The following is a 14327-nucleotide window of genomic DNA, read 5'->3' on the forward strand; positions in this document are numbered from 1 at the left end:
GATAGTAGCCGATGTCAACTTCCACTCAAAACGGCATTGGGCCCCCGATTTCGTGTACTTCTTTTCATTCGGTGTCAGCGGACCATTCTGTCACAGCGTGCCGGGCATACTCGGGTATTGCGTTCCGGCCGGCGCATTGGTGTTTATCGTTTATTACGCGCTCTTGAGGCAAGCCTTCCTGGCGTGGCTGCCGCGGGCAATCAGCGCACGCATGACGTGGCACGTTCCCATGCCCTTCCAAGGTGCGCGCGCGGCTGGGGTGGCGCTCCTTTCGCTGGCAATCGGCGCCTCCACCCATATTGCCTGGGACGCGTTCACTCACCCCGGTACATTGCCTGTCAATTATTTTGGACTGGCACGCACGCTGGTCTCGATCGCTGGCCACGACATACCCGTGTATAAAGTTCTGCAGCACATGAGCAGCCTGGTCGGATTCCTTGTGATCGCCAGTTGTACCGTCGCCTGGGTGTTACGCAGCCAGCCTGGCCCACCATATCCACTATCGTTGAGCAACAGGCAGCGGCTGTTGGTCGTGGCCGCGGTCGGCACGGCGGCCGTGGCCGGCAGTGCGGCGGGATTGCTGCTTCGCCATGCGAGCACCATCGAACGCGGGCTTTTCAACGCCATAACGACGGGTATGGCGGGCGCGGCAATGGCCATCGTGCTGCTCTGCGCCGGATGGAAGGCATGGGCGTACAAAACGATCGAAAAAAGCTGATGTGACTTGCAAGCCGGACGGTAAATGACAACGGGGCCCATCAGGCCCCGTTGTCGTAAATTACTTCATGCCTGCTCAGTTACTTGGCGGCCGGCAGGTAAGGCATCAGGCGCGCAGCCATGCGCGTATCGGTCTTGAGCATGTCGATCTCGTCGGCCAGGATGTGCGCCGCTTCCTGCAGCATCACATCCTTGGCATCCTTGGCCGCTTTTTCGGCGGCCAGCTCGGATGCCAGATTACGCTCGTCGGCCTGCAAGCCATCGTCCTGACGGTTCGGCTTGGTAGTGGCGGCCTTGGCCGTCTTGGCCGGCGGCGCCAGCTTGCTGCGCGCATCCTTGGCGTCGGCCAGATCGGCCGGCTCGTCGGTCACGGCGGCGCGCAGGGCGACCTGGCGTGCCTCGCGCTGCTTGGCTTTCGCTTCGAGCGCATCGCGTTCCTTGCGGCGCACGGCTTCGTTCAGGGAGATCACGTTATCCTTGCGCAACTTGCGCAATTCCGCCATGTCTTCCTGCAGGTACTGGAAGTCCTTGTCCTTGGCGATGCGCGCTTCGTGGCGCTTTTGCAGCGGAGCAACCAATTGCTTGAGGTTGCCCGACGGCGTGAACGGCACCGGCTTGATCGCCACCCACGGCAAGGCATTCTCGTAGCTCGACTCGCCGAAGCCTTCCGGATCGGAGGTGACCGGCATCTTGATGTCGGGCGTAACGCCGCGCAACTGCGTGGTGCCGCCGTTGATGCGGAAAAACTGCGCGATCGTCATCTTGAGCTCGCCGTAGCGTGCCTTTTCGCCCGGGTTGCCACGGTCGAGGTTGACCAGGGTCTGGACGGTGCCCTTGCCGAAGCTCGGTTCGCCCAGCACCAGGCCGCGGCCGTAGTCCTGGATGGCGGCGGCAAAAATTTCCGACGCCGATGCGGAGCCGCGGTTGATCAGCACGCCCATCGGACCATCCCAGGCCAGGCCCGGCTGGACGTCGCTCTCGACCTCGACCCGGCCTTCGGCGCTGCGCTGCATGACGACCGGGCCTTTGTCGATGAACAAGCCGGTCAGCTCGACCGCTTCGCCCAGGGCGCCGCCGCCATTGTTGCGCAGGTCGATCAGCACATTGTCGACCTTTTCTTTCTTGAGTTCGCCAAGGATGCGGGCCACGTCGCGCGTGGCGCTCTTGAAGTCCTTGTCGCCCCGGCGGCGCGCCTCGAAGTCCAGATAGAACGTCGGCAGGGAAATCACACCCACCCGGCGCTTGACGCCGCCTTCCTTGACTTCGATGATGGTTTTCTTGGCGGCCTGCTCTTCCATATTGATTTTCTTGCGCACCAGCGACACCGTGACGGTCTTGCCGTCGGTACCGGCGTCGACCGGCAGCACGTTCAGGCGCACCACCGATTCCTTGGGACCACGGATCAGCTGCACCACGTCATCGATGCGCCAGCCGAGCACGTCGGTGAAACCCGGCGAATCGGCCTGGGCCACGCCGACGATGCGGTCGCCCACTTTCAGCTTGCCGGACATGCCGGCCGGGCTGCCCACCACGATTTCGCGGATGACGGTGTAGTCTTCGCGCTGCTGCAGCACGGCGCCGATGCCGTCGAGCGAGAGGCGCATGGCGATGGCAAAGTTGTCGGCCGAACGCGGGCCGAGGTAGTTGGTGTGCGGCTCGATCGAGGTGGCGTAGGCATTCATGAAGGTCATGAACACGTCTTCGCTGTCGACCTTGCCCATGCGGCCAACGTAGTTTTCGTAGCGCTTGTCGAGCGTTTCGCGGATCGACTTGTCATCCTTGCCAGCGAGCTTGAGGCGCAGCCAGTCGTTCTTGACGCGCTTGCGCCACAGATCGCGGGCTTCGTCCAGGTTTTTCGGCCAGGCGGCTTTTTCGCGGTCGATCTGGAAGGTTTCGTCGACGGTGAAGTCGAACTTGCCCTTGAGCAGTTCACGCGAATAGGCGAAGCGCTCGTTGAAGCGCTGCTGGTACAGGCTGTACATGGAAAACGGCGTGGCCAGGTTTTCCGTCCTGATCGCGTCGTCGAGCTTGGTACGCACATTGTCGAACGAGTCGACATCGCTCTGCAGGAAATGCAGGCGGTCGCCATCGAGCGACTTGAGGTAGCGGTCGAAAATCTTTTCGGACATCGCATCGTCGAGCGGCGTGACCTTGTAATGGTGGCGTCCAAAGACGGTGGCGGCCCAGGCCGCGGCCTGCGTTTGCGTCGCAACCGGCCGCAGCTGGGTGGCCCCTACCTTGACAGGCTGCGGGACTGCCGCGTATGTCGTCGCGGCGAATGCCAGTGCGACCATCAACATGTGCTTCTTCATTCGTTGTCTCTCCGAGCGGGAACTGGTGTTATCTGCGGGCGAAACCGTGCACTGCAAGGGCGCCCAGCCGCTAAATCGGCTACTGCAGCTGATTCTAACAGGATAGTGGCATGGGGCAGAGCCAGCCAGCGCGTTGGCGCGAAACCGAGCTTACGGGCTGGGGGCGGTACGGGTTCATGGATTTACAAATTGAAACAGGTGCGGCCGGAAGTGAAACACCAGCCAGGCCGCGCCGGCGATGATAAACAGATAAGGCCAGGAGCGTACTGCGATACGCCAATCAACCATCGATGGCCAGAACGACAGGAACTGGGGCGCCAGCGCCAGCGCGATGAACAGGTCGCGCGTGTCGAACTGCCACGCTTGGCGCGTGCGCCACCAGGCCACGCAGAACGGCAGCAGCACGATCACCAGCGGCGCCAGGGCCGCCGGGGCGGCGTTGTACCAGCGCACCCGGGTCAGGGTCACCGATCCGAGCTCCCAGTGCCGCCCTACCCTGCGCGGAATCACGGTGAACGAGGCGGGCCGCGCACCCGTCAGCAGGCCGGCCACGAAGTGCGCCAGTTCATGGCAGATGGTGCCGGCGACGGTGAACAGGAAGAAAAATGGATGGGCGCCGGCCAGCACCCGGATCACCAGCGCCAGCGCGGCCGAGGGCGCGAGGTAGAGGAAAATCTCTTTCATGGGGCCGCTATCGGCAATGCGGCGGGAAATTGTCCGGCGTTCATCGCCGAACTTATACCATAGACCAGCCCGACAGGAAGCCGGCACGCTATCGTGCGCGGCCCGCTCATGCCTTTCCCAGCTTTACCGAGCTTGTCGTCATGCCATGGTGACCGTCATCCATCCGGCAGCGCTGAGGCACCGGATCGAGGTACTGGCGCGTTGCCGTGCCGGCTGCACGGCCGGGTACACTAGTAAAACTGGCATTCCCAGCGCCACTGTCCGCCCGGCGAGCGGTGGAAGTAGCCGATCCCGTTGTCGCCCCACATCCAGCCGACCTTCTCTTCCGAGCCGACCTGGAACACGAAGTCGTGGTGGCCGACGCCGTGCTGGATTTCGTACGGATAGCCGCCGGCCTTGGTGCCCATATGGCGCGAGAAGTCGTCGAAAAACGCGTCGGATGCGGCCTCGTCCTCGTTAACTGCTGTCAGATCGACAACTTCCCAGGCGCCCTCCCAGCCCGGCGCATCGTCGTCCACGCGACTCCAGCGGATCGGAAAGGGCCGGAAAGGACGCGCCACTTCAGGGAGCAGAACAAGGCCGTCGACGCTCGCGTATTCGCGGATCAGCCATCCGTCGCCATGCGGCCGGTCGAAGGGATGACGCGACAGATTCTGGAACAGCACCAGCAGCGCGACGTCGCGCAACTGCGGGGGCACGAACGGCAGTTCGCTGACCCGGATCTGCAGCAGCGGGAACATCGCAGTGCCTTCAAATGCGGGCAATGTCTCGTGCGGCAAGCCGACGCCGCGCGCGAACCACGATGTCAGCGGGTCCTGCGGTGGGCGAAAACCGCCGGCGGTGGCCAGCGACGCGCTGCGCTGCGCCTGGCGCAGCCGGTCCAGTTCGGCGCGGGCGGCAGGGTTCATTTAACAGTGTAGCGTTGGTCCAGCGCGAGCACGAGGCGCTGGACATCGGCGGCATAAAAGCCGGAGGAATTGAGGGTATTGATTTCGACAATCTTCATACCGTTCGCGCAATCGCAGGCGTCGATCACGAACGCGTCGTGCGGCGACCATTCGCCGCTGCGCGCGCTGACGAATTGCGTGAGCCGCTCATCGACATCGCTCGAATACATCACCTGGCTCCCGCGTTTGTACAGCGATTGGGTGACGATATCGCCGCCGACAATCCAGAAACGGTATTCGGCGTAAATGGCCACTGGCCGGGATAGCTGGATCAGGGTATCCGGCGCCAGGCTGGTGGCGTGATTGGCCGCCGGATCGCAGACAGCGCTTTGCCAGGCGCTAAATGCGTTTGCATCGAACACGCGCCCCGAAAAGTATTTGGAATCGTTGATCGGCCGGACGAACATCTGTTCGCCGCTGAAGCGCGCGTCGCGCACCGTGGTGACGACGGCGCCGGCATTGAGCATATGATGGCCCCAGTGCGCCCGCTGCTGCCCGAAATCCTGCGCGTACAGGTCGAATACGCCCGGAATCCAGCCGTGTTTCGCCGCCACGTGGCGCATCGAATACGAACCGATGCAAATAACGTTGGCGTGATCAATCCCGGGTGGCGGCAGCAGCTCGCCGGTTTTCGGCACCACCGCGTGCACGGAATAGGCGATGCCGAACCGTTCCAGGTTGGCGATCAGGGCGTCCCAGCCGGTTTCGGACAGAAATCCGTCTTGCAGGATCCAATGCACGCTATAACCTTTGTGCGGTCACAACGGACGGCCGGTCCGGTTGCCGAACGACAGCCGGCGCGCCGCAGCGCGTGCCTCGTAATCGGTATCGCCCAGCAGCTTGGCTTTCTGTTCCGCGAATTCCTCGGCGGTAAGCAAGCCGCTGCTCATCAACTCGCCAAGCTTCTTGATTTCATCGGCGACAGCTCCCAGCGGCACCGGCGGCGCTGCGGGAGTATCGACCGCAGCCCGGCGCGCCATGCGCTCCTCTTCATTGCGATTGGCTTGATCGATAATCACGTTCATGATCGAGAACCAGCGCCTGGCCGAGGCAGCCTTGTCTGTATACTGCCGGCTGTTCTTCGGCGTCTGGGCGTTGAGAAAAGTAAGGCTCAGCGGCGGCGCGGTAGTCCTGCTGACTACCAGGCGCAATTCGAGCACCCGCGCCGAGCTTGCGGCGGAATTGACCCAGCTACCCTTGTCGCCAGGATGCAAAAACCTGCCTCTTGACGCCATCATGAGCGACATACCGTCTTCAATCAGCTCGGCACTGAACAGGTCGTCGTACGGAAACAAACGGGTTGGCAGATTTTCGCCGTCCGCGGTAATGAGGCAGATTTTCCCGCTCAGTTCATCGATGCCGACGCCGGTTTTTTGGTCGATGCCGACAATATGCTGCGTCACCCTGAGCCCGGCTGCGGACATTGCCGCCAGGAAGGCTTTTTCGCGCTGGCTTGCCCTGACGGCGCCCACCAGTAGCCACGATGCCAATGACCCGACGATCAGGCCCAACCACATTCCTATGCTCAAGATGGCTCCTGGTGATGAAAGTCGGGTAGTCGGCAAGGCCGTCTCGACGCCCGCGCGCACAAAATAATATCCCCGATGGTCGTGTCGCCTGAAAACAGGCGGCATCGCAGCGGGGATGGAAATGGAATACCAGGGTGCGGCACCCGGCTGAAGCGGCCGGATGCCGTCAAACCGCTCTATTTATAGAACGCTTCGACCGTTCCCTTGAGTTTGATGAGCATCGGCTGACCCTTGCGGTCGAGGCTTTTGCCAGCCGGAATCTTGATCCAGCCTTCGCTGATGCAGTATTCCTCGACATTCAGGTGTTCTTTGCCGTTGAGCGTGATGCCGACGTCGCGTTCGAAAGCGTCAGCGTTATGAAAAGGGCTGCGCGGATCGATCGACAGGCGGTCGGGCAATGGGGGGAGTGTAGTGGTATCGTTCATGGGCGAATTATCCACCAGATCGGCGCGCAGTACAACGGGCTTTGTGGCGCGCTTTTGCATCAATGGCAAGTATGGCATCATGCGCCTTTCGGGCGAGATGCCCAACTTAAAAGGAAATCATGACAGCACTCACACGGTTCAGCGATGCGGAAGACGCCATGCACGAGGGCCGCCACGACGACGCGCTGCAAGGCTTTATCTGGTTCTACCAGCACGCGCTGGACGAAGATCCGTCGCTGGAAGAAATGCGCTACTACCTGATCGGCATGTGGGTCGAGCTGGGCCGGGCCTATCCCAAGGCGCTCGACGCACTGCGCACCATCCGCGGCGACAAGGCCAAGGCCCTGCTGGCCGGCGAAAACGACCGCGAACTGTTTTGGGATATTGTCATCATCGATTCGGAACTCGGCGATACGGCAGCGACCTATCAGTTCTATCAAGCGCTGGCCGACGCGTCGCCGGTGTTTGCCGCCGAGTGCGCGCTGATTGCCATGCCGGCAATTGTCGAGGCACAAGACTACGCCCTGGCGGCAAAACTGATGCCGCCAGCCGAGCCGTTCGTACGCGAGATGGCGCGCGTGCTCGAACAGGACATCGCGGCAATCAAGCAGCGTGCGTTTTCGCACGCACCGCAGCGGCGCGCCGAAATCACCACCTACGTCACCGAGGTACAGCGGGTACTCACCGTTCTGGCCGGAAATGGCGAACCGGACGAAGCGGCCCGTATCAAAACGCTGGCAGTATGCCTGATCAAAAGCCCGTCCGTACGCAGGGACGTTGCGGCCCGCTTGAGCAAGCGTTCCAGGCCGCCACGCTCGTCACGGCGTTAAGCACGACACGGCGGATTTATGCTGCTGCATAGAGTTGCAGCAGCGCTTCCTCGTTTGCCGCGTCGGCAATATGCAACAGGACCGTCTGCTTGAGCTCCACCACCGGATGCGCCGCATCGTGCTTGCAAAAGCCGAAAACGTCCTCGATCAGGTCGTCGGCATGCCACGACGTGGGAATGAAATGCTGGTCGGGGATATCGCCGAAGTCGAACGCTTCGATATTGGCCATATCGACCGCGTCGTCCCAGGAACTGCAATCGACGCCCCAGGCGATCATGTAGCGGCAACCGGATTTGACAATCCAGTCGCTGACCTGCGATTGCCATTCCGGCGACACGGCGGCATCGGCGACGACCACCATTTTGTACGGCGCCGGCTGCACGCGCCCGGTCGGCGTAGCGCCCGGCGCAAGATGAATATAGGTGACGGGATAAGACATGCAAACACCTCCTGACCCACGGGGCTTTCTAGCCCGCGTAAAAACACCGGCCGCAAGCCTGGCGGTACTGCTCGTTTCCGCCGATACTGACCTGCTCGCCTTCCCTGATCCGCTTGCCCTGCCCGTCCACGCGAATATTCATCGTGGCTTTTTTCCCGCAGGTGCAGATATTCTTCAACTCTTCGATATCGTCGGCCAGCGCCAGCAAATAGGCCGACCCCGGAAACGGCTCGCCGCGGAAATCGCTGCGCAAGCCGTAGCAAATCACCGGCACGCCCCTGATTTGCGCCAGCTGGTGCAATTGCTGCACCTGGGCGGTCGATAAAAACTGCGCTTCGTCGACCAGCACGCAAGCCACGTGCGGCGCATCGCTCAGGAAATCGGTCGCGCCATCGAACATATCGACCTCGCGCTGCGGCCCCAGGCGCGATGTGACCTGCCCCACGCCATAGCGGCTGTCGATCGCGGCCGTGTACAGCTTGACCTGCTGGCCCTGCTCTTCATAGTTATGCGCGACCTGCAGCAGTGCTGTCGATTTGCCGGCGTTCATCGCCGAATACCTGAAATAAAGTTTTGCCACTGCGTGTTCCCACCGATTGAAGCGCGTCATTATAGCAAGCGCGGCGGGCCCACCCGTTGCACCTTAGCATCAGCGAGTGAAATCGACGACGACCTTGCCGGGCGCATGCCCGCTGTGGGATTCCTCGATCGCCTGCGCCAGGGCATCGAAGGCGACGACCCTGGCGATGGTCGAACGCACGCTGCCCGCGGCCACCATGGCGGCGATCTCGGTCAGCTGCTGCTGGTGCGGCATCATCATGAACCACAGGCCGCGCTGTCCGGCCGGTGCGCGCCCCGCGATGTCCGGCGCGGCCGTGCTGACGATGGCGCCGCCGGCGGCGAGCACCTGCCAGGAGCGGTCCAGCGCGTCGCCGCCGACCAGGTCGAGCACCAGGTCGACATCGCGCACCTGCTCCTCGAAGCGTTCGGCGTGGCGGTCGATCACGCGGTCGGCGCCCAGTGCGAGGACATGCCCGCGGCTCGATGCCGACGCTGTCGCCACCACCACGGCGCCCGCCGCCTTTGCAAACTGCACCGCGAAGCCCCCGACGCCGCCAGCCGCGCCGTGAATCAGCACCTGCTGGCCGGGCCGCAGCGGGCCGGCCGCGCGCAAAGCCTGCCACGCCGTCAGGCTGGCCACCGGCAGCGCCGCGGCCTGCGTGTAATCCATCGCCGGCGGCACCAGCGCCAGCTTGTCCGCCGCAATCGCGACCACGTCGGCATAGGCGCCAAGCCCGCCCATCGGACCCATGACCCGGTCGCCCGGCGCAAACCTGGTCACGCCAGCGCCGGCCGCCATCACCTCGCCGGCCAGTTCGATGCCGAGCGTTGCGGGCAGCGGCAGCGGGAACGCCGCCTGCAGGTAGCCCTGGCGGATCTTCCAGTCCAGCGCATTGACGCCGGCCGCGTGCACCTTCACCAGCACCTCGCCGGGGCCCGGCGCGGGGACGTCGATCTGGTCGACCTGCACAACGTCGGCGCCGCCGTAACCGTGGATGCGAACGGCGCGGCTCATGCTGCTTCTCCCAGCGTCGGGTAATCGGTGTAGCCAACCGGCCCGGGCGAATAAAAGGTCGACTGGTCGGGCGTGTTGAGCGGCGCGTCGAGACGGAAGCGCTGCACCAGATCGGGATTGGCCAGATACAGGCCGCCGAATACCGCGGCGTCGGCATGCTGCTCGCCGACGACGGCTTCGGCACCCGGTTTGGTCAATCCGCCACCCTGCAGGTAGGCGCCGGCAAACAGGGGCCGCAGCGCCGCATGGTAGTCGAACGACGTCTTGAACAGCGCCACGTGCAGGTAGGCCAGTTTGAACGGCGCCAGTTGCTGCACCAGATAGCGGTAGGTCTCCTGCGGCGTGGCGTCGCTGATGTCGTTAAAGCCCATCTCAGGCGCGATCTTGATGCCGACACGCTCGCCACCGGCCTCGCTCACCATCGCGGCCAGCACGTCGAGGATGAAGCGCGCCCGGTTCTCGACCGAGCCGCCGTATTGGTCGGTGCGCTCGTTGGTCGACGAGGACAGGAACTGCTCCGGCAAATAGCCCGACGCGGCGTGCAGTTCAACCCCGTCGAAGCCTGCGGCGAGCGCATTGCGGGTCGCCACGCGGTACTCCTCGACGACCTGCCGCACCTCGCTGGTGGTCAGTGCGCGCGGCTGCGCCAGTTCCAGCGGACCGGCATCGGTATAGACCGTGCCGGCCGCCTTGATCGCGGATGGCGCAACGGGCGCGGCGCCGTCGGGCAGCAGCGTCGGATGCGAGATGCGGCCGCAATGCATCAGTTGCATGAAGATCCGCCCACCCTTGCCGTGCACCGCTTCGGTGACCTGCTTCCACGCGGCGATCTGGTCGCCGGTATGAATGCCGGGCGTGCGCACGTAGCCCTTGCCCATCGGGCCGGGAAAGGTGCCTTCGGTGATCAACAGGCCGGCGTCGGCGCGCTGTTCGTAATAGGTGATGGTCGCCGCGGAAGGCACGCCGCTGGCAGCGTCGGCGCGCGAACGCGTCATGGGCGCCATGACGACGCGGTTAGGCAAGGTGAGGTGGCCGAGGTCGAGCGGGGTGAATAGCGTGTTCATCTGATTCCCTTTTGGCTGAGTGAAAAGCCATGGTACATTGCTGCGTCAATGCATGAAATAGACAAAAATGGGATTCACTGCTGCATAAACGGAGCAATTGACATGCAATTACTTAACTATATGCATCTCTACGTGGAAGTCGCGCGGACGAAAAATTTCCGCAAAGCGGCCGATACCCTGGGCATGTCGAGTTCCACGCTCTCGCGCAATATCGCCGCGCTGGAAAAGGAAATCGGCGTGCGCCTGCTGCACCGCTCCACGCGCCGGGTCGAACTGACCGAGGCCGGCGAGGCTTACTTCAACCGCTGCCAGGGCATCGTGGAAGAAGCCAACGTGGCGCACGAAGCGCTGCGGGGCGAAGCGGCCCACCCGAGCGGCACGCTGCGCATCTCGATGCCGGTGGACTTTGCCATCAACTATCTGGCACCGGTGCTGGCCGAATTTGCCCGAGCTTACCCGATGATCGACTTTGAACTCGATGCCGGCGCGCGCCGGGTCGACCTGCTGGCCGAACCGTTCGACCTGGCGATCCGCATGGGGCCTGCTCCGGCCGCGCCATCGACCCTGGTCGCGCGCCAGATCGCACTGCTGGAGCGCCATTTATATGCGTCCCCCGCTTACCTCGACCAAGCGCCGCCGCTGGCCCATCCCGCGGACCTGGCGCATCACACCTTGTGCGTCGCCGGGGGCATCAAGCAGGATGGGTGGGTACTTTTCAACGGGGCGGACAGCACGACCGTGCCGATCGCATCGCGCTTCAGGTTGAACAGCATGGGGCTGAGCCGCTCGCTGGCGGCCCAGGGGGCAGGCATCGCCATTCTCGACAACGTGATCGCGCGCGCGGAGCTGGCGTCAGGACTGCTGCAGCGGGTGCTGCCGCAATGGAGCCTGGCGCCGATCCCGGTGCATGCGATTACCGATACGCGCCTGCTGTCGGCGCGCACGCGGCTGTTCGTCGACTTCCTGAAGGCGCGCCTGGCCGGGCAGGACTCAGTGGTGCGCCGCTAGCACCCGTGCAGGGTTGCCGACCGCCGTGGCGCCGGCCGGCACATCGCGCGTGACCACGCTGCCGGCGCCGATGATGGCATCGTCACCGATGGTCACGCCGGGCAGGATGATGGCGCCGCCGCCGATCCACACATTGCGGCCGATGCTGACCGGGCGGCCGAATACCAGGCCCGCGCTGCGCTGCGCCGGGTCGCGCGGATGGTCCGCCGTGTAGATCTGCACGGCCGGCCCGATCTGCGTGCCGTCGCCGATGGTCACGCCGGCGACATCGAGAATCACACAGTTAAAGTTCATGAAAACGCCTTTGCCGAGGCGGATGTTGTAGCCGTAATCGCAGTGAAACGGCGGACGGATCACCGCACCCTCGCCCACCGCGCCGAGCTGCTCGGCCAGCAGAACGCGGCGCGCCGACGCCGGCTCGGCCAGCGCCGCGTTGTAGCGCACCATCCACGCCCTTGCCGCGGCGTCGTCGGCCTGGATTTCCGGGTCGCCGAAGCTGAACGCCTCGCCAGCCAGCATTTTCTGTTTTTCGCTCAGACTCACTTGGCGCTCCTATTGGCCGGGATGGTATTTGCGCTCGAGCTGCTTCTCGATATCCGCCTTGTAGAACAGCACGTCCTTGAACTGGCCCTTGCTGTACATCTCGGCCTGGTCGCTGAAATGCGGCGAGGCCGGATTGCTGCTGTTGCCGCCCGCCAGAATGCTCTTGGCGCGCACGCGCGGCCCAAATTCCACGGCCGCCACGAAGCTGTTGCCACGGTCCCCGTAAATGCGTTTGGTCTTTTGCGGCGCCACCATGCCGAAGGCCGCCAGCGAACCCCAGCTGGCTGACGCGAACGCCACCGGATAACTCGGCTTGGCGTCGTCGTACTGCTGCCTGACGTCGCCGCTGATGCGCTGGAAGCGGTTGATGTCGCCCCACGGCGTCTGCCAGGTGCCAAAATCGGCTTCCAGCTTCGCCGTGGCGCGCACCAGCGCCTGCAGGCGCTCGGCCGGCGCGAGGCTGTCGCGGATGTAGTCGACCGTCGGCACACCCTTCAACCTGGCCGCGCCTGACGCCTTCTCGACCATGTCCTGGCCCCAGTAAATGGCCAGCGACGTCGGCACCGATGACACACTGTAGCGCCGGTCCCACGCGCGCAGTGCGGCCATCTGCGGCGCCAGCTGCGCCTTGAGCACGTCGCCCTCCGGCAGTTCGTCATACGCCGCGGACAGTGAGGCGATCAGCGGATCGAAGGCGGTCAGGTGGCTGTCGTAGGCGGCGGCGATCAGGCTGTCGAGGGTGAAGTCCTTGCGCTTTTCCAGCACGGCCACGGCATGCAGGCCGCGCGCGTTTTCCGGCAGCGACCACATATACAGGGGATAGTCCTGCTGGCGCGGGCTGCTCGCGCCCGAGGCGGCGAACGGCCAGTTGTTGGTGTTCTGGATCCAGCCGCTGGCGGGATTGAACAGCGTGATGGTCTCGTCGATGGCGTGCAAGCCTTGCCATTCGGTGGCCGGATTGCTGCCGTCGACCGGCTTTTTCCAGTCGAAGGCGGTATCGCGCCGGGGCAGGAAATTCCCGTGGAAGTAAGCGATGTTGCCGTCGCCGTCGGCATACACGGTATTGTTCGACGAGTTGGTGCGCAGCTCCATCGACTTGCGGAACTGCTTGTAGTTGCGGGCCTTGGTGCGCGTGTACGACTGCATCAGCGCCTTGAGCGGCTCCTCCATCAGCTTGACCGACACCCACTTGCCGCCCTCCTCGCGCACCACCGGGCCATGATGGCTGAAGTAGGCGGTGACGGTCTTGCTGGCCATGCCGCCGTCGGTCTTGTAAGGCAGCGTTACCTTCACTTCGCGCAGCGCGCGCTCGCCGCTGCCGTATTTGTAGACGTACTTGCCGTCTTTTTCGGTCACCGTTTCGAGATACTCGTCGATCACGTCGCCGCCGCCGGAGGTGTGCATCCAGCCTGCCTTGTCGTTGAAGCCCTGGTAGACGAAGAACTGGCCCCAGGTCACGGCGCCGTATGCGTTCAGGCCCTCGTCGCTGACGACGTGAACCTCGGGGCGGAAGTAGAACGAGGTGTGCGGGTTGATCAGCAGGAGCGCGCGCCCGGACGCGCTCAGTTTCGGCGCGATGGCAAAGCCGTTCGAGCCGCGCGGTTCCTTGTCGAGTGCATTGGGCGCGTCGGCCAGCGCCAGCGCGGGCTTCTTGCCATAGAACTGTTCCAGGTCCTTGAGGTTGATCGATTCGATGTCGCCGCCGATGCTGCCTTCGCTGAACGCGAGCGCCATCCACGGCTCGAAATGCGTGATCAGGCGCGGCTTGACCTCGGGATGGGTGTGCAGGTAAAAGTTCAGGCCATCGGCAAAGGCGACCATCAGCTTCTTGAGCCACGCCGGACTGGCCGCGTATTTGGCCTTCATGTCCTCCGGCGTGATGTACATCTTCATGCGCAGGTCGCGCCAGATTTCGGCCTCGCCCTCGACTTCCGCCAGGCGGCCCAGCGCGTTGATGTAATTGAGTTCGACCCGGTTGAAATCGTCCTCCGCCTGCGCGTACAGCAGGCCGAAGACGGCGTCGGCATCGGTCTTGCCGAACACGTGGGGAATGCCCCACTTGTCGCGCATGATGGTCACGCGCCTGGCGGTCTTGTTCCAGCGCGCCTGTTCGGACGATACGCCGGCGCGGGTTTCAGGCGCTGCGCCGGCCGGCAGCGTGGCGCCGAGGGTGGCGCAGCCTAGCAGTGTCGAGACGAGAATGGGTCGAAACATCGATGAATCTCCTGACGAAAATGGGAATGCGAGGTGGCC

The 14327-nt window shown here is 63.8% G+C and carries 15 protein-coding genes; 3 read left to right on the forward strand and 12 right to left on the reverse strand.

Annotated features, from left to right (window positions below; translation table 11 throughout):
* Positions 1-718: DUF4184 family protein (locus tag RBA41_RS06095; RefSeq protein WP_306622072.1), on the forward strand; the 718-nt coding region annotated here is incomplete at its 5' end.
* A gap of 79 nt (positions 719-797) precedes the next feature.
* On the opposite strand, the gene RBA41_RS06100 is transcribed toward RBA41_RS06095, so the two are convergent.
* The 6 genes from RBA41_RS06100 to RBA41_RS06125 all read right to left on the reverse strand — a co-directional run bounded on the left by RBA41_RS06100 (position 798) and on the right by RBA41_RS06125 (position 6614).
* A complete protein-coding gene (locus tag RBA41_RS06100; protein ID WP_306622074.1) occupies positions 798-3029 on the reverse strand; it encodes a carboxy terminal-processing peptidase in 2232 nt (743 codons plus the stop codon).
* Between the two features lie 174 nt (positions 3030-3203).
* Entirely contained in the window at positions 3204-3713 is a 510-nt protein-coding gene (locus RBA41_RS06105; RefSeq protein ID WP_306622076.1) for a hypothetical protein, read from the reverse strand.
* 230 nt (positions 3714-3943) lie between these two features.
* Positions 3944-4621 carry a DUF1963 domain-containing protein gene (locus RBA41_RS06110; protein WP_306622078.1) on the reverse strand — a complete coding sequence of 226 codons (678 nt, stop codon included), beginning with the start codon at positions 4619-4621 and terminating at the stop codon, positions 3944-3946.
* The gene (locus RBA41_RS06115; RefSeq protein ID WP_306622080.1) at positions 4618-5400 is read right to left on the reverse strand and encodes an ATP-grasp domain-containing protein; all 783 of its coding nucleotides are present in this window, start codon (positions 5398-5400) and stop codon (positions 4618-4620) included. The genes RBA41_RS06110 and RBA41_RS06115 overlap by 4 nt, the downstream gene beginning before the upstream one ends.
* Before the next feature lie 18 nt (positions 5401-5418).
* Positions 5419-6171: an SHOCT domain-containing protein gene (locus RBA41_RS06120; RefSeq protein ID WP_306622082.1), complete on the reverse strand. Its 753-nt coding sequence runs from the start codon at positions 6169-6171 to the stop codon at positions 5419-5421.
* A gap of 194 nt (positions 6172-6365) precedes the next feature.
* On the reverse strand, positions 6366-6614 hold the full coding sequence (locus tag RBA41_RS06125) for a DUF3297 family protein (protein ID WP_306622084.1): 249 nt from the start codon (positions 6612-6614) through the stop codon (positions 6366-6368).
* Between the two features lie 119 nt (positions 6615-6733).
* Between RBA41_RS06125 and RBA41_RS06130 the strand changes: the two genes are divergently transcribed.
* Positions 6734-7444 (forward strand): hypothetical protein, encoded by a 711-nt coding sequence (locus RBA41_RS06130; protein ID WP_306622086.1) that lies wholly within the window; start codon positions 6734-6736, stop codon positions 7442-7444.
* Between the two features lie 16 nt (positions 7445-7460).
* On the opposite strand, the gene RBA41_RS06135 is transcribed toward RBA41_RS06130, so the two are convergent.
* The 4 genes from RBA41_RS06135 to RBA41_RS06150 all read right to left on the reverse strand — a co-directional run bounded on the left by RBA41_RS06135 (position 7461) and on the right by RBA41_RS06150 (position 10523).
* A complete protein-coding gene (locus RBA41_RS06135; RefSeq protein ID WP_306622088.1) occupies positions 7461-7883 on the reverse strand; it encodes a DUF7684 family protein in 423 nt (140 codons plus the stop codon).
* Positions 7884-7911: 28 nt separating this feature from the next.
* On the reverse strand, positions 7912-8463 hold the full coding sequence (locus tag RBA41_RS06140; protein WP_306622090.1) for a thymidine kinase: 552 nt from the start codon (positions 8461-8463) through the stop codon (positions 7912-7914).
* A gap of 69 nt (positions 8464-8532) precedes the next feature.
* A complete protein-coding gene (locus tag RBA41_RS06145) occupies positions 8533-9459 on the reverse strand; it encodes an NADP-dependent oxidoreductase (protein WP_306622092.1) in 927 nt (308 codons plus the stop codon).
* Positions 9456-10523 (reverse strand): alkene reductase, encoded by a 1068-nt coding sequence (locus RBA41_RS06150; RefSeq protein WP_306622094.1) that lies wholly within the window; start codon positions 10521-10523, stop codon positions 9456-9458. Before RBA41_RS06150 ends, RBA41_RS06145 begins: the two co-directional genes overlap by 4 nt.
* Before the next feature lie 102 nt (positions 10524-10625).
* Between RBA41_RS06150 and RBA41_RS06155 the strand changes: the two genes are divergently transcribed.
* Positions 10626-11531 (forward strand): LysR family transcriptional regulator, encoded by a 906-nt coding sequence (locus RBA41_RS06155; RefSeq protein ID WP_306622096.1) that lies wholly within the window; start codon positions 10626-10628, stop codon positions 11529-11531.
* Here the strand turns inward: RBA41_RS06155 and RBA41_RS06160 are convergent.
* Complete coding sequence (locus RBA41_RS06160) at positions 11514-12074, reverse strand: sugar O-acetyltransferase (protein WP_306622098.1); 561 nt, start codon at positions 12072-12074, stop codon at positions 11514-11516. The two genes, RBA41_RS06155 and RBA41_RS06160, sit on opposite strands and share 18 nt — an antisense overlap.
* 9 nt (positions 12075-12083) lie before the next feature.
* Entirely contained in the window at positions 12084-14288 is a 2205-nt protein-coding gene (locus RBA41_RS06165) for an acylase (protein ID WP_306622100.1), read from the reverse strand.
* Positions 14289-14327: the final 39 nt, after the last annotated feature.

It is taken from the genome of Massilia scottii, assembly GCF_030846495.1.
In the GTDB taxonomy this organism is placed as follows: Bacteria; Pseudomonadota; Gammaproteobacteria; order Burkholderiales; family Burkholderiaceae_D; genus Telluria_A; species Telluria_A violaceinigra.

What these genes read in the sequence shown, in the direction of transcription:
- RBA41_RS06145 (WP_306622092.1), bottom strand. Translation starts at nt 9,459, where the DNA reads ATGAGCCGCGCCGTTCGCATCCACGGTTACGGCGGCGCCGACGTTGTG.
- RBA41_RS06110 (WP_306622078.1), bottom strand. Translation starts at nt 4,621, where the DNA reads ATGAACCCTGCCGCCCGCGCCGAACTGGACCGGCTGCGCCAGGCGCAG.
- RBA41_RS06105 (WP_306622076.1), bottom strand. Translation starts at nt 3,713, where the DNA reads ATGAAAGAGATTTTCCTCTACCTCGCGCCCTCGGCCGCGCTGGCGCTG.
- RBA41_RS06165 (WP_306622100.1), bottom strand. Translation starts at nt 14,288, where the DNA reads ATGTTTCGACCCATTCTCGTCTCGACACTGCTAGGCTGCGCCACCCTC.
- RBA41_RS06135 (WP_306622088.1), bottom strand. Translation starts at nt 7,883, where the DNA reads ATGTCTTATCCCGTCACCTATATTCATCTTGCGCCGGGCGCTACGCCG.
- RBA41_RS06100 (WP_306622074.1), bottom strand. Translation starts at nt 3,029, where the DNA reads ATGAAGAAGCACATGTTGATGGTCGCACTGGCATTCGCCGCGACGACA.
- RBA41_RS06130 (WP_306622086.1), top strand. Translation starts at nt 6,734, where the DNA reads ATGACAGCACTCACACGGTTCAGCGATGCGGAAGACGCCATGCACGAG.
- RBA41_RS06125 (WP_306622084.1), bottom strand. Translation starts at nt 6,614, where the DNA reads ATGAACGATACCACTACACTCCCCCCATTGCCCGACCGCCTGTCGATC.
- RBA41_RS06150 (WP_306622094.1), bottom strand. Translation starts at nt 10,523, where the DNA reads ATGAACACGCTATTCACCCCGCTCGACCTCGGCCACCTCACCTTGCCT.
- RBA41_RS06155 (WP_306622096.1), top strand. Translation starts at nt 10,626, where the DNA reads ATGCAATTACTTAACTATATGCATCTCTACGTGGAAGTCGCGCGGACG.